19 protein-coding genes are annotated in these 23,222 nt (G+C 38.5%); 9 read left to right on the top strand and 10 right to left on the bottom strand.

The genetic code is table 11. The features are described 5' to 3' along the window. The first annotated feature begins 165 nt into the window (after positions 1 to 165). Both AC1M87_RS06010 and AC1M87_RS06005 read left to right on the top strand, forming a co-directional pair. Positions 166 to 393 (top strand): accessory factor UbiK family protein, encoded by a 228-nt coding sequence (locus AC1M87_RS06010; protein WP_035264082.1) that lies wholly within the window; start codon positions 166 to 168, stop codon positions 391 to 393. Positions 394 to 482: 89 nt separating this feature from the next. Beyond that, positions 483 to 1,967 (top strand): YifB family Mg chelatase-like AAA ATPase, encoded by a 1,485-nt coding sequence (locus tag AC1M87_RS06005; protein ID WP_481593220.1) that lies wholly within the window; start codon positions 483 to 485, stop codon positions 1,965 to 1,967. 43 nt (positions 1,968 to 2,010) lie between these two features. On the opposite strand, the gene AC1M87_RS06000 is transcribed toward AC1M87_RS06005, so the two are convergent. Continuing rightward, the gene (locus AC1M87_RS06000) at positions 2,011 to 2,751 is read right to left on the bottom strand and encodes a TorF family putative porin (RefSeq protein ID WP_180028850.1); all 741 of its coding nucleotides are present in this window, start codon (positions 2,749 to 2,751) and stop codon (positions 2,011 to 2,013) included. A gap of 689 nt (positions 2,752 to 3,440) precedes the next feature. Here AC1M87_RS06000 and AC1M87_RS05995 point away from each other — a divergent pair. Continuing rightward, entirely contained in the window at positions 3,441 to 4,763 is a 1,323-nt protein-coding gene (locus AC1M87_RS05995) for an OprD family outer membrane porin (RefSeq protein ID WP_092767367.1), read from the top strand. A 101-nt stretch (positions 4,764 to 4,864) separates the two neighbouring features. Here the strand turns inward: AC1M87_RS05995 and ppa are convergent, their stop codons facing one another. Together ppa and AC1M87_RS05985 are read right to left on the bottom strand one after the other, a co-directional pair. After that, positions 4,865 to 5,401: an inorganic diphosphatase gene (gene ppa, locus AC1M87_RS05990; RefSeq protein ID WP_005233448.1), complete on the bottom strand. Its 537-nt coding sequence runs from the start codon at positions 5,399 to 5,401 to the stop codon at positions 4,865 to 4,867. A gap of 121 nt (positions 5,402 to 5,522) precedes the next feature. Further along, positions 5,523 to 5,921 (bottom strand): MAPEG family protein, encoded by a 399-nt coding sequence (locus tag AC1M87_RS05985; protein ID WP_035268067.1) that lies wholly within the window; start codon positions 5,919 to 5,921, stop codon positions 5,523 to 5,525. Positions 5,922 to 6,021: 100 nt separating this feature from the next. On the opposite strand from AC1M87_RS05985, the gene AC1M87_RS05980 reads away from it, so the two are divergent. Then, complete coding sequence (locus AC1M87_RS05980; RefSeq protein WP_035268065.1) at positions 6,022 to 6,405, top strand: hypothetical protein; 384 nt, start codon at positions 6,022 to 6,024, stop codon at positions 6,403 to 6,405. A 39-nt stretch (positions 6,406 to 6,444) separates the two neighbouring features. Here the strand turns inward: AC1M87_RS05980 and AC1M87_RS05975 are convergent, their stop codons facing one another. Together AC1M87_RS05975 and parC are read right to left on the bottom strand one after the other, a co-directional pair. Continuing rightward, a complete protein-coding gene (locus AC1M87_RS05975) occupies positions 6,445 to 8,118 on the bottom strand; it encodes a long-chain-fatty-acid--CoA ligase (RefSeq protein ID WP_179998903.1) in 1,674 nt (557 codons plus the stop codon). 150 nt (positions 8,119 to 8,268) lie between these two features. Next, positions 8,269 to 10,485 (bottom strand): DNA topoisomerase IV subunit A, encoded by a 2,217-nt coding sequence (gene parC, locus AC1M87_RS05970; protein WP_092767371.1) that lies wholly within the window; start codon positions 10,483 to 10,485, stop codon positions 8,269 to 8,271. A 244-nt stretch (positions 10,486 to 10,729) separates the two neighbouring features. Here parC and AC1M87_RS05965 point away from each other — a divergent pair, with 244 nt between their 5' ends. Continuing rightward, positions 10,730 to 12,460, top strand: coding sequence for a hypothetical protein (locus AC1M87_RS05965; RefSeq protein ID WP_481593219.1), 1,731 nt, complete (start codon positions 10,730 to 10,732; stop codon positions 12,458 to 12,460). A 34-nt stretch (positions 12,461 to 12,494) separates the two neighbouring features. On the opposite strand, the gene niaP is transcribed toward AC1M87_RS05965, so the two are convergent. From niaP to AC1M87_RS05945, 4 genes are all read right to left on the bottom strand, one after another. Next, the gene (gene niaP / locus AC1M87_RS05960; RefSeq protein ID WP_481593218.1) at positions 12,495 to 13,814 is read right to left on the bottom strand and encodes a niacin transporter NiaP; all 1,320 of its coding nucleotides are present in this window, start codon (positions 13,812 to 13,814) and stop codon (positions 12,495 to 12,497) included. 144 nt (positions 13,815 to 13,958) lie between these two features. Then, the gene (locus AC1M87_RS05955; protein WP_035268119.1) at positions 13,959 to 14,603 is read right to left on the bottom strand and encodes a trimeric intracellular cation channel family protein; all 645 of its coding nucleotides are present in this window, start codon (positions 14,601 to 14,603) and stop codon (positions 13,959 to 13,961) included. Positions 14,604 to 14,664: 61 nt separating this feature from the next. Next, positions 14,665 to 15,135 carry a YchJ family protein gene (locus tag AC1M87_RS05950; protein ID WP_481593217.1) on the bottom strand — a complete coding sequence of 157 codons (471 nt, stop codon included), beginning with the start codon at positions 15,133 to 15,135 and terminating at the stop codon, positions 14,665 to 14,667. Between the two features lie 51 nt (positions 15,136 to 15,186). After that, positions 15,187 to 16,773, bottom strand: a complete 1,587-nt coding sequence (locus AC1M87_RS05945) for a TerC family protein (RefSeq protein ID WP_481593216.1) — start codon at positions 16,771 to 16,773, stop codon at positions 15,187 to 15,189. 349 nt (positions 16,774 to 17,122) lie between these two features. Here AC1M87_RS05945 and AC1M87_RS05940 point away from each other — a divergent pair, with 349 nt between their 5' ends. Continuing rightward, positions 17,123 to 17,749 carry an LOG family protein gene (locus AC1M87_RS05940; RefSeq protein WP_035268124.1) on the top strand — a complete coding sequence of 209 codons (627 nt, stop codon included), beginning with the start codon at positions 17,123 to 17,125 and terminating at the stop codon, positions 17,747 to 17,749. 89 nt (positions 17,750 to 17,838) lie between these two features. Here the strand turns inward: AC1M87_RS05940 and AC1M87_RS05935 are convergent, their stop codons facing one another. Beyond that, a complete protein-coding gene (locus tag AC1M87_RS05935; RefSeq protein WP_481593215.1) occupies positions 17,839 to 19,680 on the bottom strand; it encodes a choice-of-anchor I family protein in 1,842 nt (613 codons plus the stop codon). 164 nt (positions 19,681 to 19,844) lie between these two features. On the opposite strand from AC1M87_RS05935, the gene mdtD reads away from it, so the two are divergent. From mdtD to AC1M87_RS05920, 3 genes are all read left to right on the top strand, one after another. Beyond that, entirely contained in the window at positions 19,845 to 21,236 is a 1,392-nt protein-coding gene (gene mdtD, locus AC1M87_RS05930) for a multidrug transporter subunit MdtD (protein WP_481593214.1), read from the top strand. 88 nt (positions 21,237 to 21,324) lie between these two features. Next, positions 21,325 to 22,089: a glycoside hydrolase family 25 protein gene (locus tag AC1M87_RS05925; RefSeq protein WP_481593213.1), complete on the top strand. Its 765-nt coding sequence runs from the start codon at positions 21,325 to 21,327 to the stop codon at positions 22,087 to 22,089. A 98-nt stretch (positions 22,090 to 22,187) separates the two neighbouring features. Further along, complete coding sequence (locus tag AC1M87_RS05920) at positions 22,188 to 23,198, top strand: MBL fold metallo-hydrolase (RefSeq protein WP_481593212.1); 1,011 nt, start codon at positions 22,188 to 22,190, stop codon at positions 23,196 to 23,198. Positions 23,199 to 23,222: the final 24 nt, after the last annotated feature.

Raw genomic sequence — 23,222 nt, 5'->3', positions numbered from 1 at the left:
CCTATTTTATACGCCTACACGGTCTTATGTTCTAAAAATATTGGGAATTTTGATGGATTTTTTTTATGTTCTTATTGGTTTAACCTATGAAATGTAGTTAACACTAGGGTCAATCCAAAACGGATGTTAAACTTCAATGTTGATGACTTATTATTCGGAAGAACTATGATTGAAACTTTATTACAGGCAATCTTAGAACAGGTTGACCAACCCAAAAAAGATTTAGAAAAAAATGTGAGAGCGTTGTTAAACGAAGCGATTAGTAAAATGGATTTGGTTTCTAAAGAAGAAATCGAACGTCAGAAAACTGCACTAAACAATGCCAATTCCCGTTTAACAGAACTTCAAACGCAATTAAAATCACTAGAAAGCTTAATTTCCGATCAAAAATAAGCAACATTGCACCAATACAGTGCTTAAACACAAAGTCAGTGATTAAAAATAAAGCAATTCTAAAAATAATATAATAATGGTTCAGTTTTATGTCATTTGCAAAAATTTATACCCGAGGTCTTCTTGGTTTACATGCACCACTGATTGAAGTCGAGGTTCATGTCAGCCAAGGATTACCTTCACTCACCATTGTAGGTCTTCCAGAAGCTGCTGTTCGAGAAAGTAAGGATCGTGTCCGTTCTGCAATCATTAATAGCGGTTTTCAATTTCCAACCAAACGGCTGACGATCAATCTAGCCCCTGCTGATTTACCCAAAGATAGTTCAAGGCTTGATTTACCTATTGCTTTGGGGATTTTAATCGCTTCAGGGCAACTACATGATCAAAGTATTGACCGTTTTGAATTTATAGGTGAATTGGCACTCGATGGTCTGTTAAGACCTGTAACTGGAACTTTGACAATCGCAATGGCATGTCAAACCGCAGGTCATGAGTTAATGATTCCTGTGAATAATTTGGATGATGCAGCACTTCTTCCCAATTTTGAGGTGTATACAGCCAAATCTTTAAAAGATGTTTGCCAGCACTTTGATCAGTCGAGTCCAATTCAACCCATATTAGCGAATAAAACGATCCAACCTCAAAAAAATCGATTTGATCTCGCTGATGTCAAAGGTCAATTACGTCCAAGACGTGCCTTAGAAATCGCAGCAGCTGGTGGACATTCGATTTTATTTAAAGGCCCGCCAGGCACTGGTAAAACACTGCTTGCCTCAAGATTGTCTGGCATCTTGCCCCCATTAACCAATCAAGAACACTTAGAGGTCGCAAGTATTTACTCCATTGCAAATACACCTTATCAATTTGGTCATCGCCCCTTTAGAGCGCCACATCATACGGCATCCGCTGTGGCCTTGGTTGGTGGTGGATCACACCCTCGACCAGGTGAGATCACCTTAGCCCATTTAGGTGTACTTTTTCTCGATGAATTACCTGAGTTTGACCGAAAAGTCTTAGAAGTATTGAGGCAGCCTCTTGAGTCGAAAGAAATCGTCATTTCCAGAGCATCAAGACAAATTACTTTCCCAGCTAATTTTCAATTTGTCGCTGCAATGAATCCATGTCCATGTGGATATGCCTTCAATCAAGACAGTCGTTGTCAATGTTCACCTGAATCAATTAAGCGCTATCAAAATCGAATTTCTGGCCCTTTACTAGATCGGATTGACTTACATATTGATGTGCCACCTTTACCTCCCCAAGACATGCAAAGCACTACACCGATGGAGAATTCTGAAACAGTCAGAAAACGGGTGATTCAGGCCTATGAGTTGCAAATTCAACGACAAGGTGTGACAAATCAAAATCTAAGTTCTCAACAGCTTGATCAAGTGGCTCAACTAGATGATTCTGCAAAAAAGATTATCGCTATGGCTCAGCAACGTTTGAATTTATCAGCACGTTCTTACCACCGAATCTTACGTGTCGCTCGTACAATTGCTGACTTAGCGAGTTCTGAACATATACAAACAGCTCACTTAACCGAAGCACTCTCTTATCGTAAACAGGAATAAAAAAAGCGACTCAGTTGAGTCGCTTTTTTTATTTGAGTTGAGTTTAGAAGCTATAACCCAATGCTAATACCATTTTATTCTTTAAATTGTTTCCATAACGATCATCACCACCAATAATATAATTCATGCTTGCTGTGACACCTGTTTCCCCTAAAGCTTTACTTAGACCAATATCAAAGTGACGGAAATTAAAACTTTCTGACTCTGGTGTTTCTGCAACATACTTACCGTCTTTTTCATAAACATATAAACCCAAAGCTGTGTCCAAGCTAAAATCGTTTGGTAGAGGATAACTATATGTAGCTTTTAAATATGTGTCTCCAGCGTTCCCCCAACCTGTATCTTCCAACAAAGTTTGAGCAGTTACTCCAACATCTTTGTAATTCAGACCAAGTAATAATTCAAAGCCATCATAAACTGACGTTTCAACGTCATAATAATAGTAATAAGTTGTACCTACAGTAAAACCAGTGTTTTCATTGATTGAACCGTTGTAACCCACATAAAAATTATTTTCCATTGGATTGGTAGTACCGTAAGCATCTGTACCTAACGTAGATGTCCACCACCCTGCGTACAATCCAGAACTATGGCTATAGTCTAATCCACCTTGTAATGTAGCTTCAGTATTTTCAGGAGCTGCCGTATTACCACGCAATATATAACTTGATAAAACACTGATATTACCCGATACAGAATGCGGTGAAGTTGGTACCTCAGCAAAACTAAATGTTGATGCAGATGCTACAACTGCTAGACCCAATGCTTGAATTGCTAATTTCATATTTATGTTACCCCACATCATGATTAGATGCTTTTTCGGTTTATTTGTTGAACTCATATGTGAATTAGCAATAGCTATGCCAAAGTTAAAGGTGTTTAGATAAAAAAGGAATTTAAACAACGAGATAAAATAATTTAAATTAATGATTTTATTATTATATTTATTTAAATTTCTTATTTTCAAAAATATTCAAAGAAATTTTTTTTGACGATCCACTTGAGTTAAAGGCATATCTTTTTAGATTACACATTCATTTACAAGATGCATCATTTTAAGGCTATTTTTTAATCAACTTTAAAGTTGGAGTATCAAATTAGTGCAACACTAAAAGAAAATGATGTCTTAACCACATTAAAATTAAATGAAAATGAACTGAATAAATATCATTCTTATTTAAAATCCTTTATTCATCCTTATTTACTTCTGATGTTACAAAAAAAAACGTGCCAGATTGACTAAATTAAATAAAAAAAAGAATATCAGGTTAAAAATAAATATATGTTATTAATAGTTAAATTTAATTTTATAATACTTTTAATCTTTAATAATTCACAACTTAGTTCAATTTATATACTTTTTGCTTATGACTTTAGGTGCGAAATTGTGAATAATAGAGCCAATTTTGTTATACATTACGTATACAAATACTAAACATTAACCATAATCATTTTGTATGAGGCTCTCTCCCAATGCAAAAATTCCAAAAACTAAGCTTAGCAGTTCTTATTCAAACTGCTTTAATTTCTACTGCATTTGCGAGTGAGCAAAGTGAATCAAAGGGATTCGTAGAAGATGCTGAAGGATCAGTATTATTCCGTACAGGTTTCTTGCATCGTGATAAAAAGAACGGTGTCGAAGATACCAGCTCAGCAGCTCAAACAGCCATGGTTAAAATTGAGTCTGGTTTCACGAAAGGTATCGTTGGTTTCGGTGTTGGTGTTATTGGTGATGCTTCTTTCAAAATAGGAAAAAATGGTCACACAGGCAATCAAATGATTCCTGTTAAAGATCAGTTAAATTCAGATGGCACTAAAGATGCATATGATCACTGGGCTAGAGGTGGTGCATTTATAAAAGCTAGAGTATCAAACACTACTGCAACTTACGGCACTCAAGTTTCTGAAATTCCTGTAATCGCAAGTAATACAGCACGTTTAACTCCTGAATATTACACCGGTCTCTCCATCGTTAGTAACGAAATTGAAAACTTAAGTTTATATGCTGGAAAATTTACAAAAAATCAGTGGTCTAACGAGATTAGTTCTGATGAACAAGAATTAGATCGTGCAGTCTATTGGGGCGCTAAATATAAGTTTAATGATCAACTAAATACTTCGTATTATGGCGTTGATGTTAAAAATAAATTAGACCGCCATTATGCGAATATAAGCTATACCCAACCTTTAAAAAATGATTCATCACTAGTTTTCGATGCTATGGGATATCATACTAAATGGGCTGCTCAAGCAGCTACTGGATCACATTTAACCAATGATCTAAAAGATCGTCAAAATACAATTTGGGGTGTCTCAGCTACTTACAGTAAAGATGTTCACAATGTCATGATAGCTTATCAAGACAATGCTGGAAACACAGGCTATGACTATGCTTATAACAAAGATGGCTTACAAAGTATTTGGGTTCCTAACTCGTATTTATCTGACTTTAATAGTAATGATGAGAAATCTATAGGTCTTCAATATAACTACAATTTCAAAAATCATGGTTTAGCTGGTCTGAATTGGACGACTGCTTTTGTGTATGGTTGGGACATTGATTTAGCCGATCGAGATAACCGTACTCAAATTATCGATCAAGCTGAGGAACATGAATTCTTCAATCAAATTAAATATACCATCCAAACAGGTGCTTTGAAAGATGCTAGTTTACGTTTGCGTCATTCATACTTGCGTGGCAGTGACTCATTTAATAACCCTAATTTCACAAGTGAAGGAATTGGGGACACCAACGAATGGCGTATTTGGTTAGACATCCCAGTGAAATTATTCTAATTTTCAACTAAAAAGATCAATAAAAAAACCTGCACTTTGTGCAGGTTTTTTATAAAAGCTACAAGATCAAAGTTTGTAGCTTTATTTATACATCAGGCAAATTATTTGTTTGCTTCTGCATAAGCAGCAATTGAGCTTAACACTTCTTGTTTAGCAACATCTGCACCTTCCCAACCACTTAACTTGACCCACTTACCTGGCTCTAAGTCTTTGTAGTGTTGGAAGAAATGTTCAATTTGACTAATCAATAAAGGAGGAAGGTCAGTATATTCTTGAACATCTTTATAGATTGGCGTTAATTTATCGTGTGGTACAGCGACAAGTTTCGCATCAACACCACCATCATCTTCCATATTTAATTTACCCACTGGACGGCAACGGATAACCGAACCTGGTTCTACAGGATGTGGAGTAACAACTAATACGTCTAATGGATCGCCATCAAGAGATAATGTATTTGGTACATAACCGTAGTTTGCTGGGTAGAACATTGCAGTACCCATGAAACGATCTACGAAAAGTGCATCTGAATCTTTATCAATTTCATATTTAATTGGTGCTGCATTTGCAGGGATCTCGATAATTACATAGATATCGTTTGGTGCATCTTTACCTGCAGGGATATTACTGTAGCTCATAGCAAACTCTTTACTGTCAGTGTTCATTAAAATGGGGTTGATTATAACGCTTTATTCAGCAATCATCATTCGATTATACAAGCTGAAGATGTATTTTAGGTATGGTGTTAGTCTGTTTTTCTTAGAGCAATCGAATAATTAATAAAAGCAATAAGATCGGACAAAGCATTGATAAGAACCAAACAATTGATCTAAGGGTCGCCCAATTACATAAATAACAAATCCCATAGATGATTCGTAAGACGATATACGCCGAACCTAATAAAATCACTAATTGTTGTTGAACAACCATATACTCAGCCATCAAAACTGCCGCAATAAATAATGGCAAACTTTCAAAGCTATTTTGCTGCGCAGCATTCGCTCGAGCCGCTAAGCCTGTGGTTTTAGACATGAATTCACGCGGATTTTGATTATCCTGCCCTTTGAAACCACCTGCAATTTTAGCAATGACTGTAAATAAATAAGGGAGTAAACAAGCAATTAAAATAAGGTAAATAACACCTTCAATACCGTGCATGGATTTCAGTCCAATGATTTAAGCTGGTTTTATCTTAGCATGATGTTTGTGCGATAATTTTAGTTAAATTATTTTGTTTATTAAAATTCTGAGTAATGGCATGACCAATTCTGACCAAAAAAAGTTATTTGATGTTCTCGAGTTACAAAAGCAACATCAAAAACGTGTCGATCGTGTGCTTTATATCGTTCTTCCGATTATGGCTTTCTTGATCAGCGTAATTTGTGCCAATATGAATTGGCAATCGACTCTCGGCACATTGCTGGTTCTCATCATCGCCTTTATCGCGGTAGGGATTAAACGAGCAAATAAATGGATCTGGCTGAGCATTATTTCAGTATATAGCTTAGTTGATATTTACTTCAGTTATTCAGGACAGTTACCGAGTTCTGCTGTAGGACGTCATTTAGGTACAATGCTGACATTCACATTTATTATTGCAACAGCGCGACCTTATATCGACCGTTGGCTAATGAAAGAATAAAATAAAAAAAAGCGCCTTACGGCGCTTTTTTTATTTGAATTATTTGCGTAAATCTTTACGAAGGATTTTACCGACATTCGATTTTGGCAATTCATCCATGAATTCAACATAACGAGGACGCTTATATCCTGTTAAGTTTTCTTTCGCAAAAGCTAATACTTCTTCTGTTGTTAATGATGGATCTTTCTTCACAACAAACAGCTTAGGCACTTCACCTGATTTTTCATCAGCTACACCAATCGCTGCAACCTCGAGTACTTTAGGATGTGTTGCAATTACTTCCTCGATTTCAGATGGGTATACGTTAAAGCCTGATACCAAGATCATATCTTTCTTACGATCAACAATCTTGAAGTAACCACGAGCATCCATGATACCGATATCACCAGTACGGAAGAAACCATCTGCTGTCATCACCTTAGCTGTTTCATCTGGTCGGTTCCAATAGCCTTTCATGACTTGAGGACCACGAATTGAAATCTCACCTTGCTCACCTTGTGGAACTTCATTGCCATCGTCATCCAATACAGCGACATCCGTTAAAGGTAATGGTATACCAATCGTACCGCTAAACTCTTCAGATGCCGGTGGGTTTGCCGTTGCAATAGGTGAAGTTTCAGAAAGACCATAGCCTTCAATAATATTTGTACCTGTGATTTTTTTCCAAGCTGCAGCAGTTGAAGGCAATACAGCCATACCACCACCCATCGCCATTTTTAATTTGCTATGGTCAAGTTGTTTGAATTCTTCATTATGAACGAGTGCGTTGAATAAAGTATTCACTGCTGGGAAGAAACCAGGCTGATATTTGCGTAGCTCTTTAATGACTGCAGGAAGATCACGAGGGTTAGGAATCAATACGTTTGCTTGACCCTTGTACATACCATAAAGTGCACAAACCATGAATGCAAAGATATGATATAGCGGTAATGCACAGAAAATGCGATCGTCGCTCGCACCATCTTGAGCACCAAATTTAGATTGGAAAATACCATCTGCTTGCATTAAGTTTGCAACAAGGTTGCGATGTGTTAATTCCGCACCTTTTGATACGCCTGTTGTACCACCTGTATATTGCAATACAGCAGTGTCGCTCAACGTTGTTGCTGGGCGCTTATAATTTGCAGAACTGCCTTTAGACATCGCAGTCGTGAATTTCACATGTCCTGGGATACTCCAAGCTGGAATTTGCTTACGCACTTTACGTAAAACAAAATTCACGAGTGTACCTTTTAAGGTACCTAACATATCACCTACTGTCGCCACGATCACATGCTTAACTGGCGTTTTACCAAGAATTGATTGATAAACAGAAGCGAAGTTTTCAATAATCACAAGCGCTTCAGTGCCTGAGTCATTCAGTTGATGCTCAAGTTCACGAGCTGTGTAAAGTGGGTTCACGTTTACAAGGACTAAGCCCGCACGGAATACACCAAGTGCCACCACTGGATATTGCAGTACGTTTGGCATCATGACCGCTACGCGAGAACCTTTTGCTAAACCAAGGCTTTGAAGATAGGCTGCAAATTGACGGCTCGCCGTATCAAGTTCATTGAACGTTAATGTTTTATCCATAAAGATAAAAGCATCACGCGAACCAAATTTCTGGAAGTTTCTCTCAAAAATATCAACAAGAGAGGTATTTTCTGGTGGTAATTCTACTGTTTGTGGAATTCCAGTTTTTTGGTATTCAGCGAACCAAATCTTTTCCATAATGCCATATTCTCCAATTAGTAATACTTGGTTTTAAACTCTTATTTTCGATAATGTATTGAGCATCTTATTTAATTTATTGCTCAATAAAGCATCCATAGCCATAAATACATTTCATATATAACGTATTTTGTCGACTAGATGCTAGCTTTATCTTTGAATGAAGAGTTTATTTGCTTTTTGATAACCTCGTGGTAATACCTGCCCTTTTGAAGCACGTTTACCGATGTATTTCAGCAGATCATCACCTTTTAATTTCAATTGTTGTTGTCCAGCAACGACCTGAAGCACATCATCCAAGTTAAGTGTTGTCATAGACACAATGCGTTCCTTTGCATCCAACTGCATCAATTTATTACCTTTTCCTTTATTGAGCATTGGTAATTCTGTCAGCTCTGTCAGTAATAATCGTCCAGAACTGCTGAGTACAGCGATATGTGTACCATCAATTTGTTGCAATGGCATTGCGCTTGCATCATCTGCAAGCGTTAAAAACGCTTTACCCGCTTTAGCATTGGTGTCCAATTGTTTCGCTTGTGTTTTAAAACCATATCCTTTGGAGCTGATCGCTAATATTTCCACCTCATCTTCAGCAATCAGAATTTGTTGGAAATTTACTCCATTTGCTGGCGATAATTTCGAGCTTAATGGTTCACCTAAGCCGCGCGCTGAAGGTAATCCTGTAATTGGTAATGCGTAACTTCGACCAGATTGATCTAATACATACACTTTTTGATTAGATTTACCTTGTGCATGACTTAAATATTGATCTCCTGCACGGAAATTGACTTTATCTAGATCGATCTCATGTCCTTTCGCACAACGAATCCAACCCGCTTCCGATAAAATGACAGTGACAGGATCAGCTGGCATCAAATCTTGTTCACTAATCGCGGTCGCTTCTTCACGCTGAACAATTGGAGATCGACGATCATCACCAAACTTTTTCGCATCTTCTTTTAATTCTGAAATGATCAGATTTTTTAAAGATTCAGGATTCGCCAATTGCTCTCGAATCACGGCTGCTCGACCTTCAAGCTCTTCTTGTTCACGGCGAATTTCCATTTCTTCGAGACGCGCCAAATGACGTAATTTAAGCTCTAGAATGGCTTCGGCTTGAATTTCATCAATACCGAAATGTGACATTAACACTTCTTTCGGATGATCTTCCTCACGAATAATGCGAATTACCGTATCAATATCTAAATACGCAATTAAAAGTCCCGCCAGAATATGTAGACGTTTTTCAATTTTATTCAAATGGTATTGCAAACGTCTCGTCACAGTCGTTTTACGAATTTCAATCCATTCCAATAAAATACGACGGATTGATTTTACTTGTGGACGACCATCAGCACCAATCATGTTCATATTGACGCGGTAGCTCGACTCAAGATCGGTCGTGGCAAATAAATGGCTCATGACCGCATCTGCATCGATACGATTTGAACGCAAGACAATTACCAAACGTGTTGGACATTGATGATCTGATTCATCTCGTACATCACTTACCAACGGTAATTTTTTTGCCTGCATTTGATCAGCAATTTGGCTGATAATTTTAGAGCCAGAAACCTGATATGGTAATTCACTGATGACAATTTCATTTTTTTCAACCGAATATACCGCACGCATGCGATAACTGCCGCGCCCAGTGCTTTGTAATTTCAGTAATTCATCAGCAGGTGTAATAATTTCTGCTTGAGTCGGTAAGTCTGGACCAGGAATATATTCAGCAACTTTTTCATCAGACAAATTCGGGTTACGAATCAGTGCAATGGTACCCTTAACAACTTCCCGTAAATTGTGTGGTGGAATATCTGTTGCCATTCCCACCGCAATTCCCGTCGTACCATTTAAAAGAATATTCGGTACGCGTGCTGGTAAATTTACAGGCTCTTTTAATGAACCATCAAAGTTATCTTGCCAGTCGACAGTTCCTTGACCTAACTCAGAGAGCAGGACTTCACTATATTGTGATAGTTTGGCCTCGGTATATCGCATTGCAGCAAACGACTTTGGATCATCTGGTGATCCCCAGTTGCCCTGCCCTTCAATAAATGGATAACGATAACTAAATGGCTGTGCCATTAAGACCATTGCTTCATAACAAGCAGAATCACCATGCGGATGATATTTACCTAAAACATCACCAACTGTACGTGCTGATTTTTTGGGTTTACCACTATGCTTTAGACCAAGCTCGCTCATCGCATATACGATACGGCGTTGTACAGGTTTTAATCCGTCACTAATATGAGGCAATGCACGATCCATAATCACGTACATCGCATAGTTTAGGTAAGCTTGTTCTGTAAATTCTGCTACAGAACGATTCTCTGTCGCTTGGTGCGCAAGGCTTGTCATTGAATCGTGAAATCCTAATGAATGAATAGTTTAAGGGTGTATGCTAGTCTCCCAAACTGCGAAGAACAAGCAAGGTTGGACACTTTGTAAAGATAAAATAACAAAAAAAAGGCCAGTTGGTTTTATTTCATTTTAAATTGGACTTTTTTCTTGTATCCAATTAATTTTATTGAATATACAATAATCAAAACACAACTTTATAACGAATGCTTTTACATACGCTCATCGTATGAACGGAACAAACATGCATAATTACATTCCTTATGATCTTCGCTCAAAATTATTTCAAATTGACCCTAATCTAGATGTTCATTGGCAAACGCGTTTAAAAAATATTTTTAATAGTGTTCCCGCACCAATACAAGGTCTGATCCAGGAACAATTCCTGACTGCGAAGAATATTTACTGGGATCAACATCGACAATCATTCACTTTTAAGGGCATTGTTGGTCTTCAGGATTTAAGCAGTCATTTAATCTCACCGAAAATGCGAACTTTGGCTGAAAAGATCGCAGCCACTTTAGAAACGCTTAAATCATATCAAGACGTAATTAAAATCGCCGATTACTTAGAAACTGTACAAAATCAAATTGATCGTATTGAAACAGAAGAAGATCAAAGTTTTCTTAGAGACAAACAACTCCTACGAAAAACTTTTTTATATGATGCTGCAAATATCATCAAAACACTCGACTTAAATGTTCCTGATAATTGCCGACATTTAACAGCTGAAGAAATTCGTACTTTTATTCTTGAAGTTCATATTAAACATCAAATTTTAGGCTATTGGTTCAAAACCATCCTCCCGAGACAACTGAAGCAAATTAGCCATCCATTATTCCAGGACTTTATTATTCAAGAACAAAAAATTCGTGATTTTGATGTGATTGAAAGCAGTCAGTATTTATATCTGGTCGCGACCATTCATGACTTTAGACAGAACCCATATTCTATCCGCCGCTTTTTAATGGAAGAAAAGCTAGGTCTTGAAGATCGTGTTTACCTAAATGGCGTGGTGTTGGATAAGAAACGTTTAAATGATCCAAGTTATTTAGAACAATTTAAATGGCAAGTCAGTCGAATTATTACGATTCAACGACAGATCACGACTCCTATTTTGGATCTGATGGAAAAATTTCATAACGTCAATTTTGATCTGTTATTACCGTTACTCAAAAAACCGCTCGATGCTTCTGGATTTTCAGTCGAACAAGTCATTAACGAGCGCCTTTTAGATTTCGAAAAAGCTTTAACTCTTGAGATCTTGCAACCTTTTCAATATGCACTGCGTCATTCAATTCGTCACCCTGATGAGTTTGATTATTGTTTTATCAGTATGCATCGTCTGTTCTCTGATATTGCGAGTTTTTATAAAGACTTTTCAAGTGAACCCATTATTGCCTTCAATACTCAAGCTCAAATTTTCGAATATAAAATTTTATCCTATTTAAAATTGATGGAAAAACGCCGTCATACCATTTTTGTGAGTTTAGATGCAGAGTCTTATGCGGCAAGTCATAGCAAATCTCAAGCAGCGATTGAGCAAGTCAAAACGATTATTGCCGATGCTCTAGACCAACATAAAGTCAATCAAATTGCTTTCAATCAGAAAAAAAGAGAACTCGAAAGCCAATCAAACAAAGGATTCTTTCAAAAAATGTTTGATAAAACTGAAAAGTTAAAATCGGAGCTTGAAGCGCTTAAATTGGCTGGAATTAATAATCGACGAATTGCATATTTAGATCTCGTGAAAGTGCCTAAAAAACATGATGAAACGACGGTGTACCTTGAGTTTGAAAGTTTGATTTCAATTAATCAGACTGAGCGTCACTATGCTTTTGTCAATGGCGACAATGGGGTATCAGCCTTGCCTATTTTAATTCAACTCCCTGAAGATAAAGAAAAATTCAATCTTCAGCAAGTGTCGAACACATTACATTTTGACTTAACTAAAGCACGTCAAAAATGGGTCTAAAAAAGAGGAGCTTAGCTCCTCTTTTTTCACAGATTTACATCCCCATAGACTCAAGTGTCTTACCTTTGGTTTCCTCACCGAGCACCAAGATCACGGCTGCAACTGCCAATAATACAGCGGTAAACATCATAAATACTTGGCTAAATCCATTTGAAGCCACCATCATATGGGTAACCACTAAAGGTGCAACAATCCCACCAATACGCCCAATTGCTGCTGCCCAACCTGATCCGAAAGCACGAATATTTGCAGGATATTGTTCAGGCGTGTAGGTATATAAAACGCCCCATGCACCAAGATTAAAGAATGACATCAAGCATCCCCAGAACATGATCATCGCTACGGTATCAGCCTGCCCAAAGAAATATGCTGATACTGCACACATTGCAATAAAGCCTGAAAGCGTCGCTTTACGCCCTAACTTTTCGACGAGCCATGCCGCGACAATATAACCTGGCAATTGTGCTAAAATCATCCCGAGAACATATTCAAAAGACTGCACAATGGTATATCCCTCTTTGACTAAAAGACTTGGTAACCACGTGAAAATACCGTAATACGAATAAACAATCCCAAACCAAATTAACCACAACATTAAACTGCGCTTTGCGAAACCGGTTGACCATAACTGACCAAAACTGACATTTGAATGTGTTGAAACTGGTTTCACTTCAATTTTGTCGATGACTTCAACACCACACTGCCGCTCGATTTTTTGTACAATCGCGTGCGCTTGATCAATACGACCTCGATTGATCAAGTAAGGAATAGATTCCGGAACTTTTTTTAGAATAACGAAGACATAAAGTGCAGGCAAACCACCCAATAAAAATACAACATGCCAATCAAATTTAGGGATGACGAAATACGAAACCAGTGCAGCACATAACCAGCCTAGCCCCCAGAAGCTTTCAAGTAACACAATAAAGCGACCACGAACATGGGCTGGAATGTATTCACTCACTAAAGTCACGGCAACTGGTAACTGTCCGCCTAAGCCTAAACCTACAATAAATCTAAAGATTAATAACCATGTTAAATTTGGTGCGAAAGCACAAAGAGCTGTTGCTATACTATAGATGACCAAAGTTGTAGCAAATACTGCTTTACGCCCGATTCGATCCGCCAGTCCACCAGAGAATACTGCACCTATCGCCATTCCCACAAAGCCGATGGATACAACCCAACCTTTTTCAGCAGGCGTCATTTGCCAGTCTTCAGCCATCTTCGCCAAGATAAAGGAAATTAGTCCAGTATCCATTGCATCAAACATCCAGCCTAATCCAATCACCCACAACAAGGTGTAGTGAAATTTACCAATAGGTAAACGCTGTATTCGTGAGATTAAATCCATAGCATGCTCTCTGTGAGGAGTGATTTAAATACAACCAATGACAATCGCTGTTTTCTCAACACTGCTTTTTTTTTATTTTCTAAAGAACCATATAAAAATGACCGATCACATTATCGGCCATTTTGAAAGATGAGTGTAAAAAGTTTAATTTACATCTTTTGATGACGCCGACTGTTCATCATCATCTTTATAAATAAATTTTGGCATTTCAAGGCCAAAGTAAATTGCGATACAACGCAATGTGAAACCAAAAACAAGAGTAGAAATAATGGTGATATCTTGTGAAAAACCGACTTCGATACAGCCCCAATAGAAAATGACCGCAACAAAAGAAATACTGGCATAAAGTTCGCGACGGAAGACTAAAGGCACATCGTTACATAAGATATCTCGTAAAATACCCCCTGAAACGCCTGTCAATACACCTGCCACTGCACAAACCACGAAACCCTGTTCCATTTGAATCGCAATTTGACAACCAATAATGGTAAAACCTATCAGACCTAAGGCATCTAGAAGTAAGAATACCGAACGTAGATGTCGCATCCATTTTGCGATAAAAATCGTAAATAATGCTGCACAACATGTAAGTACTAGATATTCAGGATGTTTCACCCAAGTTAAAGGATAGTGCCCTAGCAAAACATCACGAACTGATCCTCCGCCCAAAGCAGTCACACAGGCAATAATAATGACACCAAACCAATCCATACTTCGTCGACCTGCAGACAAGGCGCCTGTCATCGCTTCCGCAGTAATCGCAATAATATAAATAACGGTGAGTAACATTGCCCTACTTCCAAATGAGGGTTTTTAATGCGCAATATTCTAAGTTAATTAAAAATTAATTCTAGAGAAATCGCGCACAACATTGCTTAAATTTTTTTCCTGATCCACAAATACAAGGCTGCTTCATCGTCACAGTTTGATCTGTCGTTGGGTCTAAAAAATGCCACTGTCTATTGATGAATACGAAATTTGAGGTTTCATGATGGACATGTACCTGATCGACATGTTGGTAATGTGCTTTGAATTCAACTTGAGCATGGGTTTTATCCAGACGAGGTAAATGCTGAATAACCTCTAATTTTAACCACTGATTGCTCATCGCCCAATCCCGAATGGCAGCAATGTCTAAATGACTTTGCTGACCTGATGCTGTGGTACTCACAATATAGTCGATTTCATGTTTAGCGAATGCACTATAGCGAGAACGCATGAGCTGTTCAGCACTTTCTGCATCACGCTGACCACGATGTAAAGGTTCACAACAGTGTGTATAAATTCCACGCCCGCAAGGACAATTGAGTTCGGACATCAATATTCCAAAAAAAATAGCACCTAATCAGATGCTATTTTAACTGAGTTTAAATCATTCTGATGGGTCTTGTTTTACGATGGGTACAATATGTACTTTTTCGATTTTATGACCATCCATTGTAACCACCTCAAATAGATATCCTTCTGCTTCAAAGGTTTCTCCACTTTCAGGTAAATGTCCTAAATGGAATAAGATATAACCAGACAGCGTAGAATACTGTTCTGACTCATCAACTAAATCACGATCAAGCAATAATGAAATATGACGAATATCAGTTGAACCCTCGAGCATGAGTGAACCATCCTCTAAGCTTTCAACTGCAGTTTCTATTTCATTTTCGTTCGGGAACTCACCGGCAATCGCTTCTAAAATATCAATCGGCGTTGCAATACCCTCAATGGAACCATATTCATTGAGCACAATCGCCATTTGTAAGGGTGCCTGACGCAATTGATCCATCACCATTAAGACTTGAGCGCTTTCATGGACAATGACAGGCTCTCGAATGTGTTTTTCGAAATTAAAATCGCCTGATTCAATATAGTCATTCAAAACGTTATGCGTGAGCACCACCCCAGCAATATTGTCTAGCTCGCCATGTGCAACGATCAAACGTGAATGTTTCATAGAAAGCACTTGATGTTTAATACTTTCAGGATCGTCATCTAAATCGATCCATTCGAGTTCTGGACGTGGGGTCATTAATGATTTGACTGGTCGCTCAGATAAACCTAATACACCTTGCAACATCACGCTTTGGTATACAGCATTCTCATCCGAGAACATTTCCTCTACCAACGCTTGGGTAGCCAAAACATCATCCGTATTTGCCGATTGAGCATCTGCCGTTTTTGACTTACCACCAAGCATACGAATGACGGCAGATGCTGTTTTGAAACGTAAATCAGTCGTTGTTACCGTTTTTTCTTGGTTACGGCGCATCAATTGATTTAAAAACTCAATCAGGACAGAGAAACCAATTGCAGCGTATAGATAACCCTTCGGAATGTGGAAGCCTAGGCCTTCGACAACCAATGAGAAACCGATCATCATCAAGAAACAGAGACACAGAATCACCACAGTTGGATGCTTATTCACAAAGTCCATGAGGGCTTTAGAGGCCCATAGCATGATTCCTATCGCAATAATTACGGCGATCATCATGACCGAAAGATCTTTGACCATACCGACTGCTGTAATCACACTGTCGAGTGAGAACACTGCATCCAATACCACGATCTGTACAATGACCATCCAAAATGCAGCATGAACAGGATTTTCTTCTTTAACATGAACTTTACTTTCTAGACGTTCATGTAGTTCTAAAGTTCCCTTCATTAACAAGAAAATACCACCAAAAATCAAAATAAGATCTCGGGCTGAAAACGGATGATCAAAGATATGGAATAATGGATTCGTTAACGTGATAATCCAAGCGATTGACGCCAAAAGGATTAGGCGCATGCCAAGCGCGAGCGTTAAGCCTAAAATTCTGGCTTTATTGCGTTGCTCAGGCGGCAGTTTTTCCGCCAAAATCGCGATAAAGACGAGATTATCAATCCCGAGAACAATTTCTAAAATAATTAAAGTTAAGAGTCCCACCCATGCGGAAGGATCAGACATCCATTCAAAAATCATGAGTTACACTCCCACGTTTCAGGAAGATGGGATTCATTTAAACCAAAGTGATGAGGCAAAGTTATAAATGCAGTATTTAAATTTAGAAAATAAATAATATTTTGTTCTATTGAGCGATGTCGATCACTACTCATATTGATGTATTGGTTGCCGAACAGATTTTCAGTATAGAAAAGATTTTATTGCAATTCACTATTTTTTCGGTGAATCAAGATTGGCTTTATCAATCATTTTGGAATGAAACTACAAAATATTTCAAAAAAATCTTATTTATCTATACAGTTGTCACCTTTCTTGCTTAGATTAAACTACATGATGAAGTTAATTTAAAAAAGGTGAGTAAATAAATATGAATACAAGCATTCTTAATAACACCTTAGAGACCGATACATCAGTTAAATCAAAAGCAACTCAATGCCTTATTGCACTTTATTGTGGTTCTCGTTTTGGCAATAATCCTATTTACCAACAAAAAGCCATTGCTTTGGCTGAAAAAATTGCAAGGCAAGGATTTGGCATCGTATATGGTGGTGCAAGTATCGGATTAATGGGACAAGTCGCAGATACAGTCATTGAAAACAATGGTGAAGTTGTTGGTGTTATTCCTGAATTTATGCTTGATTACGAGGTTGCCCATAATCAGTTAACAGAACTTCACGTGGTAAGAACAATGCATGAACGCAAAGCCATGATGGCTGAACGTGCTAGTGCTTTTGTTGCGCTCCCAGGAGGTTTAGGTACATTTGAAGAAATCTTAGAAATCGCAACTTGGGGACAGTTAAATCAACACCAAAAACCAATGATTATTTATAACGTCAATGGATTCTATAATGCCTTGATTGCACAACTCGATCATGCAGTACAAGAAGGTTTTCTACCTGCTCAACATCGGGCAAAAATCATCGTATGCGAGCATTCACATCAAATCATCAATGCCATCGCAAACATGAAATGCCCTGAACAATTCGTGGTCTAAATTCGACAAGACTTTAAAGCATTACGCATGACGAGTAAAAAATAAAAGAGCCATATGGCTCTTTTATCATACATCTACACGATCAGGCTCTATTTCAACGTGATTTGATACGTTGCTGTAGTACCACTGACTTCATTCCCTACAATCAGTAAAGGCGTACCCGTTGGAGATTCTTTTGCGGAAACAAAGGTTAATCCTTCAGGACCTAAGTCTCCTGCCTGACCTTCCTCGATATCGGCAGTGGTTGCATCAAGTTTTCGCGAATGAATATATTGCACAAATTGGGGTTGGGCAGGATTGGAGATGTCATATACCATCACGCCTCCAACTCGTTCTAAACCAATAAATGCATAAGTTTTCTGGCCGATTTGACCTATCACCACGCCTTCTGGCTCTGGTCCCTTATTGTCACTACGATTATCGAACCCTGCTTCTTCATGGTTTGCATTAAAGATCTCAGGATGGTGCTGAGCAATATATTGTTCAAAATCATCACCCGAATCCCAAACCAGCTCTAATCCTGTTTGAGCATCATTTTCTGTCCAAATACTGACAGATCGTGCCCCGAAGCTATATAAATGATCATAAACCAAATTGCCTCGAGCATTGAGTTTAGGTGTGCCATCAGTATTCTTTTGATAACCTTCAGTCCAAGTGATATTCAAACGACCAAGCATCTTGTCTTCACGGCATCCTTTAGCATCTCCATCGATCGCTCCACAATATGCAAAATGCAGAGGATTCAATTCAGCACCTTTCGCCAGTGCTCGTAACTGTGGTGGCAGATCTTCCCCTTGTCGTCTATCGAAACCATCTTTATGGACTAGATTCTTCACACGCCATTCTTCAACAAAACCCTTTTTAATATTACCTTGAGCACTCGGATTATCCTTTAATTTTTCTCCCCAATATTCAGGATCATCTTCACCCCAAGCACGAGCATCCCCTTCATTGGCAGTGACAATATACGTTTTACCATTGACTTCGTAACTTGAGATCGCATCTGGCATATATAAGCCACGAACATGCTGCCAAGTTTGAATATTGATCTTCGCAAGACCATTTTCACCATCGGCATCACTGACATCTAAACCATGACCTTGTAAGCCATGATCTTTAAAACCGAGCGGATAAACAGCCATGACTTTGGCATTTAAAACATCCACCTTAGCTAAGGCATTATTTTCCTGTAATGCGACCCATGCAATTTTGCCATCTGCGCTGAGTGTGATGTATTCAGGTTCAAAATCTTGCGCTACTGTTGCATTTGGACCATAAATTCGCACACCTTGATTACGTAATAGCTGTGCTTGACTGTTAAAGGCTTTGAAATCAGCTGTTTTTGCAACTGGTTTGTTCAAATTTGAGAGATCAATGATTGAAATCGAACCTTCGGGATCAATCGCATAATCATGAGATGGCTCTCCTTCATTCGCCACCAATAAGGTTTTACCATCTGCACTAAAGGTCAGCATATCAGGTAGAGAACCCACTGGAACTTGGGCAATAAAGCTCGAATCATTGGCATTAAAAAGTGCCACGATTCCTGGATCTGTTTTATCTTTGGCTTGTACAGCCAAGGCAACAATTCCATTTTTTACAGCAACACTATTTACTTCTGAGTCTGTTAAATAAGATTTAGCATCTAAAGAGCCAATCCATTTAGGTTGCTGAGGTTGGCGATAATCAAAAATATCAACCACGCCTTCTTTTGCGTTTACAACAAACAATCTTTGGCTTTGTGCATCATAGGCAGGTATCTCTGCTGCGCTGACCGCAAAACCAGGACTTTCTGTACGACTGAGATAGTTGAGTTCAATCGATTCAGGCGTAATATCTGGTACTGATGTGATATTGTTAGTGTCATCATTACATGCCCCTAGCCCCAATGCACACATTGCGATCACAAGTGCGTTAGATTTTAGCTTCATTCTTTTAATCTTCTTATGATGTTGTTGGCAACAACTCTATGACCATGCGATGACAATGCTGTGACCATTAGATTGCAATTTTGTTGCAAATCCTTCGTAAATAAACCACAAGTGATACTGAGAAACTGTTTTAAAATATTAACTTACTAATATGATCCTACAAGATGAGCAGCACAGCACACCAACCCTTACAGCCTGAGTTTAGATTATTGGTGTTTTTGGTTTCGATCGGCTTTTTTATGCAAGGTCTAGACACAACTATCATCAATACTGCGATTCCTGCAATCGCTCATCACCTCAATGAAGATCCTCTACACATGCATAGTGTCGTGGTGGCTTATGTATTGTCAGTCGCAGCCTGTATTCCACTCAGTGGTTGGCTGGCTGACCGATTTGGTGTCCGAAATGTTTATTTTTCTGCAATTATCATTTTCACTTTGGCATCGCTCGGATGTGCATTTTCTTCTAATTTAAATGAGCTTTTATTTTTCCGAGTGATTCAAGGGATTGGAGGTGCTTTACTGCTTCCAGTTGGGCGTCTTGCAATGTTGAAAATAATTCCTAGAACGCAATTCCTTGCAGCCATGTCTCTGATGAGTCTTGCAGGTCTGATTGGCCCCTTAATCGGTCCTACTCTTGGCGGATGGCTAGTGGAGTACGTGACTTGGGAGTGGATTTTCTTAATTAATATTCCTATTGGACTCATTGGAGTTTTTCTCACATTTAAAGCCATGCCAAATGTGACCGAGACCCATGTTGCTAAATTTGATTTTTTTGGCTTCTTGTTATTAGTCATCGCGATGGTTGGCTTAAGTTTAGGGATTGAAAATTTTGCTAGCCCCTATCTTCCATTATGGTGGAGTATTGTTCTTATTGTGTTTGGTTTATCTGCAAGTGCTTGGTACATGGTGCATGCCCATACCCACCAAAATGCTTTATTTCGTGGGAAACTATTCAAAAATCCAATTTTCGCGATTGGTATTGTAGGCAACTTTTTTGCCCGCTTAGGCGGCAATGCGATGCCTTTTCTTATCCCCTTAATGCTACAAGTTGCTTTTGGTTTTGAACCATTTATTACCGGTTTACTTATGATTCCAACGGTATTGGGTTCACTGGCATCAAAACCGATCATTCGCCAAATTATTCAACGATTTGGGTATCGTCGGGTGTTATTAGTCAATACCTGCCTTATTGGCTTATGTATTGCAAGTTTTGCCCTCACCTCAGCCGAAACACCTTTATGGCTAAGAACATTACATTTCTTCATTTTTGGTATGTTGAACTCACTGCAATTTGTTTCTATGAATACGCTAACCTTAAAGGATTTGCCTCAACAAGATGCTAGTAGTGGTAACAGTTTTCTCTCGATGATTATGATGGTATCCATGAGTATTGGTGTAGCGCTTGCAGGTACACTGGTCAATGTATTCACCGCTTATCTTGGTACTGCACAAATGCAACAGGCCTTCCAATGGACCTTAATTTTAATGGGCTCAATTAACATTATTACCATGTTTATTTTTTGGAAAATTCCGAAAGAAATGGATGATGACTAATGGATATGGATTCTAGATACTGTCACTACCATTTACGTTTATTCGCGTTATGATATTAATCATATTTCGCACCAATCTTTAAGTGCTCATGAATTCAAAAAATAAGCAGCATATCTATTCGCAGAAGATTATCTTGTGGACTTCCCTTTTAGGTGCAGCCCTGATCGCACTCATGGTCGGATTATTGAGCTTTTTCTTTTTGCCGTTTCAACCAGCAACAGCTCAAGAATATCCAATCAAAGGATTTGATGTCTCACATCATCAAAAAGAAATTCGCTGGTCACAAATTCCCAAAAAGGAATATCAATTTGTCTACCTCAAAGCGACAGAAGGTGGCGACTTTAAAGATCGAAAATTTCAGGATCATTGGCTGAAAGCACGCGAGCATGGTTTTAAAGTCGGAGCGTATCATTTCTATCGACTTTGCCGTGATGGTAAAGTTCAGGCATTAAATTTCATTGATTCTGTGCCACGTAAAGAAGATGCCCTTCCTCCAGTCATTGATTTGGAATACGACAGCAATTGCATCAATACCTATAGCAAAGAACAACTGTTACATGAAATCGATGTTATGCACGATTTGCTGCATCAACATTATGGCAAACAACCTATCTTTTATGTTTCTAAAGCCTTCTATAACATCGTACTTGCTGGCGCTTTTACAGATACCCCACTCTGGGTACGTGAATACACCACTCAACCTGAATTAAAAGACAATCCAGATTGGATCTTTTGGCAACACACCAATAAAGGCAAAATTAAGGGTATTTCTACACCAGTGGATTTGAATGTATTTAATGGCGATCAAAACGACTGGATAAAATTTCTAAAATTAAATCAAATTGAGCCATAAATCTTAAGGAGTCAGTACGTTACAACTAAAGAGATCTAACAAAAAATAGAGTGCAACGGGGCTCAAGCAAGCGAGTTACGCTTTATAAGGATGACATGATGTCGCTTAAAAAAGGGATTTTAACAGTGGTTGGTCTTTTGGCTGTCACGCTCATGGCTGCGTTTTTTTATTTATGGCAACCATCAGGAAAGCTCTCCGAATTTAATCAATGGAAGGCTAAAATAGACCAACCCGTCAGTGAACAAAAATTAAATGTTCGCTTTTTTGGCGTTTCCACATTGCTATTTGATGATGGTAATTCACAAATTCTAATTGATGGTTTTTTTAGTCGACCATCTCTCATGAACATTGCTTTACAACGCCTCTCCAGTGATCAAGCACTGCTTCACAATATGATTCAGGACCATGAGCTTAAACGCCTCAAAGCCATATTGGTGACCCACAGTCACTATGATCATGCTTTGGATATTTCAGTGCTCGGAAGTTCACTCCCAAAAACTCACATCATTGGTTCGTTGAGTACACTAAATATAGCACGAGGCGGCAAAGTGCCTGAGCATCAATTGAAACTGGCTGTGCCTTTTCAAGCACTACAATTGGGTGCATTTCGTATTACGCCTATTCCCTCACAACATACGCCACCTACAGCAGTGAACAATGATTTAGGTGAAGAGATTCTGCATCCACTGCCTCAGCCAGCACGTTTTTATGAGTTTAAAGAAGGCGGTAGCTTTGACTACTTGATTGAGCACAATAATCACAAAATTTTAGTTAAAGCCAGCACAGGTGCGCTTCCTAATCAATTTCAAAAGTTAAATGTAGATGTCTTGTTTTTAGGAATTGCTCAGCTTTCAAAACAATCACCCGAGTTTCAACAACAGTATCTCGCTGAAACCATTGATCAGTTACAACCGAAAGAAGTCATACCAATTCATTGGGACAATTTCTTTAAACCACTTTCACAACCTTTAGAGTTTCTACCACGAATAGCAGATCATTCTCCGAAAAGCCTACAACTCGTGATTGATCATGCACAGCATCAAGGTCGAAAGGTGACTTTACTGACGGAGCCTTACGCATACCCAATAATCAGCTCAACGATGCCTTAATTATGGGTTAAAATTAAGGCATCT

This window comes from Acinetobacter sp. 24-47-62, from assembly GCF_056779765.1.
The sequence above is the reverse complement of the archived record's forward strand: the minus strand, read 5'-3'. Positions and strand labels throughout refer to the sequence as shown.

What these genes read in the sequence shown, in the direction of transcription:
- AC1M87_RS06010 (WP_035264082.1), top strand. Translation starts at nt 166, where the DNA reads ATGATTGAAACTTTATTACAGGCAATCTTAGAACAGGTTGACCAACCC.
- AC1M87_RS06005 (WP_481593220.1), top strand. Translation starts at nt 483, where the DNA reads ATGTCATTTGCAAAAATTTATACCCGAGGTCTTCTTGGTTTACATGCA.
- AC1M87_RS06000 (WP_180028850.1), bottom strand. Translation starts at nt 2,751, where the DNA reads ATGAAATTAGCAATTCAAGCATTGGGTCTAGCAGTTGTAGCATCTGCA.
- AC1M87_RS05995 (WP_092767367.1), top strand. Translation starts at nt 3,441, where the DNA reads ATGCAAAAATTCCAAAAACTAAGCTTAGCAGTTCTTATTCAAACTGCT.
- ppa (WP_005233448.1), bottom strand. Translation starts at nt 5,401, where the DNA reads ATGAGCTACAGTAATATCCCTGCAGGTAAAGATGCACCAAACGATATC.
- AC1M87_RS05985 (WP_035268067.1), bottom strand. Translation starts at nt 5,921, where the DNA reads ATGCACGGTATTGAAGGTGTTATTTACCTTATTTTAATTGCTTGTTTA.
- AC1M87_RS05980 (WP_035268065.1), top strand. Translation starts at nt 6,022, where the DNA reads ATGACCAATTCTGACCAAAAAAAGTTATTTGATGTTCTCGAGTTACAA.
- AC1M87_RS05975 (WP_179998903.1), bottom strand. Translation starts at nt 8,118, where the DNA reads ATGGAAAAGATTTGGTTCGCTGAATACCAAAAAACTGGAATTCCACAA.
- parC (WP_092767371.1), bottom strand. Translation starts at nt 10,485, where the DNA reads ATGACAAGCCTTGCGCACCAAGCGACAGAGAATCGTTCTGTAGCAGAA.
- AC1M87_RS05965 (WP_481593219.1), top strand. Translation starts at nt 10,730, where the DNA reads ATGCATAATTACATTCCTTATGATCTTCGCTCAAAATTATTTCAAATT.
- niaP (WP_481593218.1), bottom strand. Translation starts at nt 13,814, where the DNA reads ATGGATTTAATCTCACGAATACAGCGTTTACCTATTGGTAAATTTCAC.
- AC1M87_RS05955 (WP_035268119.1), bottom strand. Translation starts at nt 14,603, where the DNA reads ATGTTACTCACCGTTATTTATATTATTGCGATTACTGCGGAAGCGATG.
- AC1M87_RS05945 (WP_481593216.1), bottom strand. Translation starts at nt 16,773, where the DNA reads ATGATTTTTGAATGGATGTCTGATCCTTCCGCATGGGTGGGACTCTTA.
- AC1M87_RS05940 (WP_035268124.1), top strand. Translation starts at nt 17,123, where the DNA reads ATGAATACAAGCATTCTTAATAACACCTTAGAGACCGATACATCAGTT.
- AC1M87_RS05935 (WP_481593215.1), bottom strand. Translation starts at nt 19,680, where the DNA reads ATGAAGCTAAAATCTAACGCACTTGTGATCGCAATGTGTGCATTGGGG.
- mdtD (WP_481593214.1), top strand. Translation starts at nt 19,845, where the DNA reads ATGAGCAGCACAGCACACCAACCCTTACAGCCTGAGTTTAGATTATTG.
- AC1M87_RS05925 (WP_481593213.1), top strand. Translation starts at nt 21,325, where the DNA reads ATGAATTCAAAAAATAAGCAGCATATCTATTCGCAGAAGATTATCTTG.
- AC1M87_RS05920 (WP_481593212.1), top strand. Translation starts at nt 22,188, where the DNA reads ATGTCGCTTAAAAAAGGGATTTTAACAGTGGTTGGTCTTTTGGCTGTC.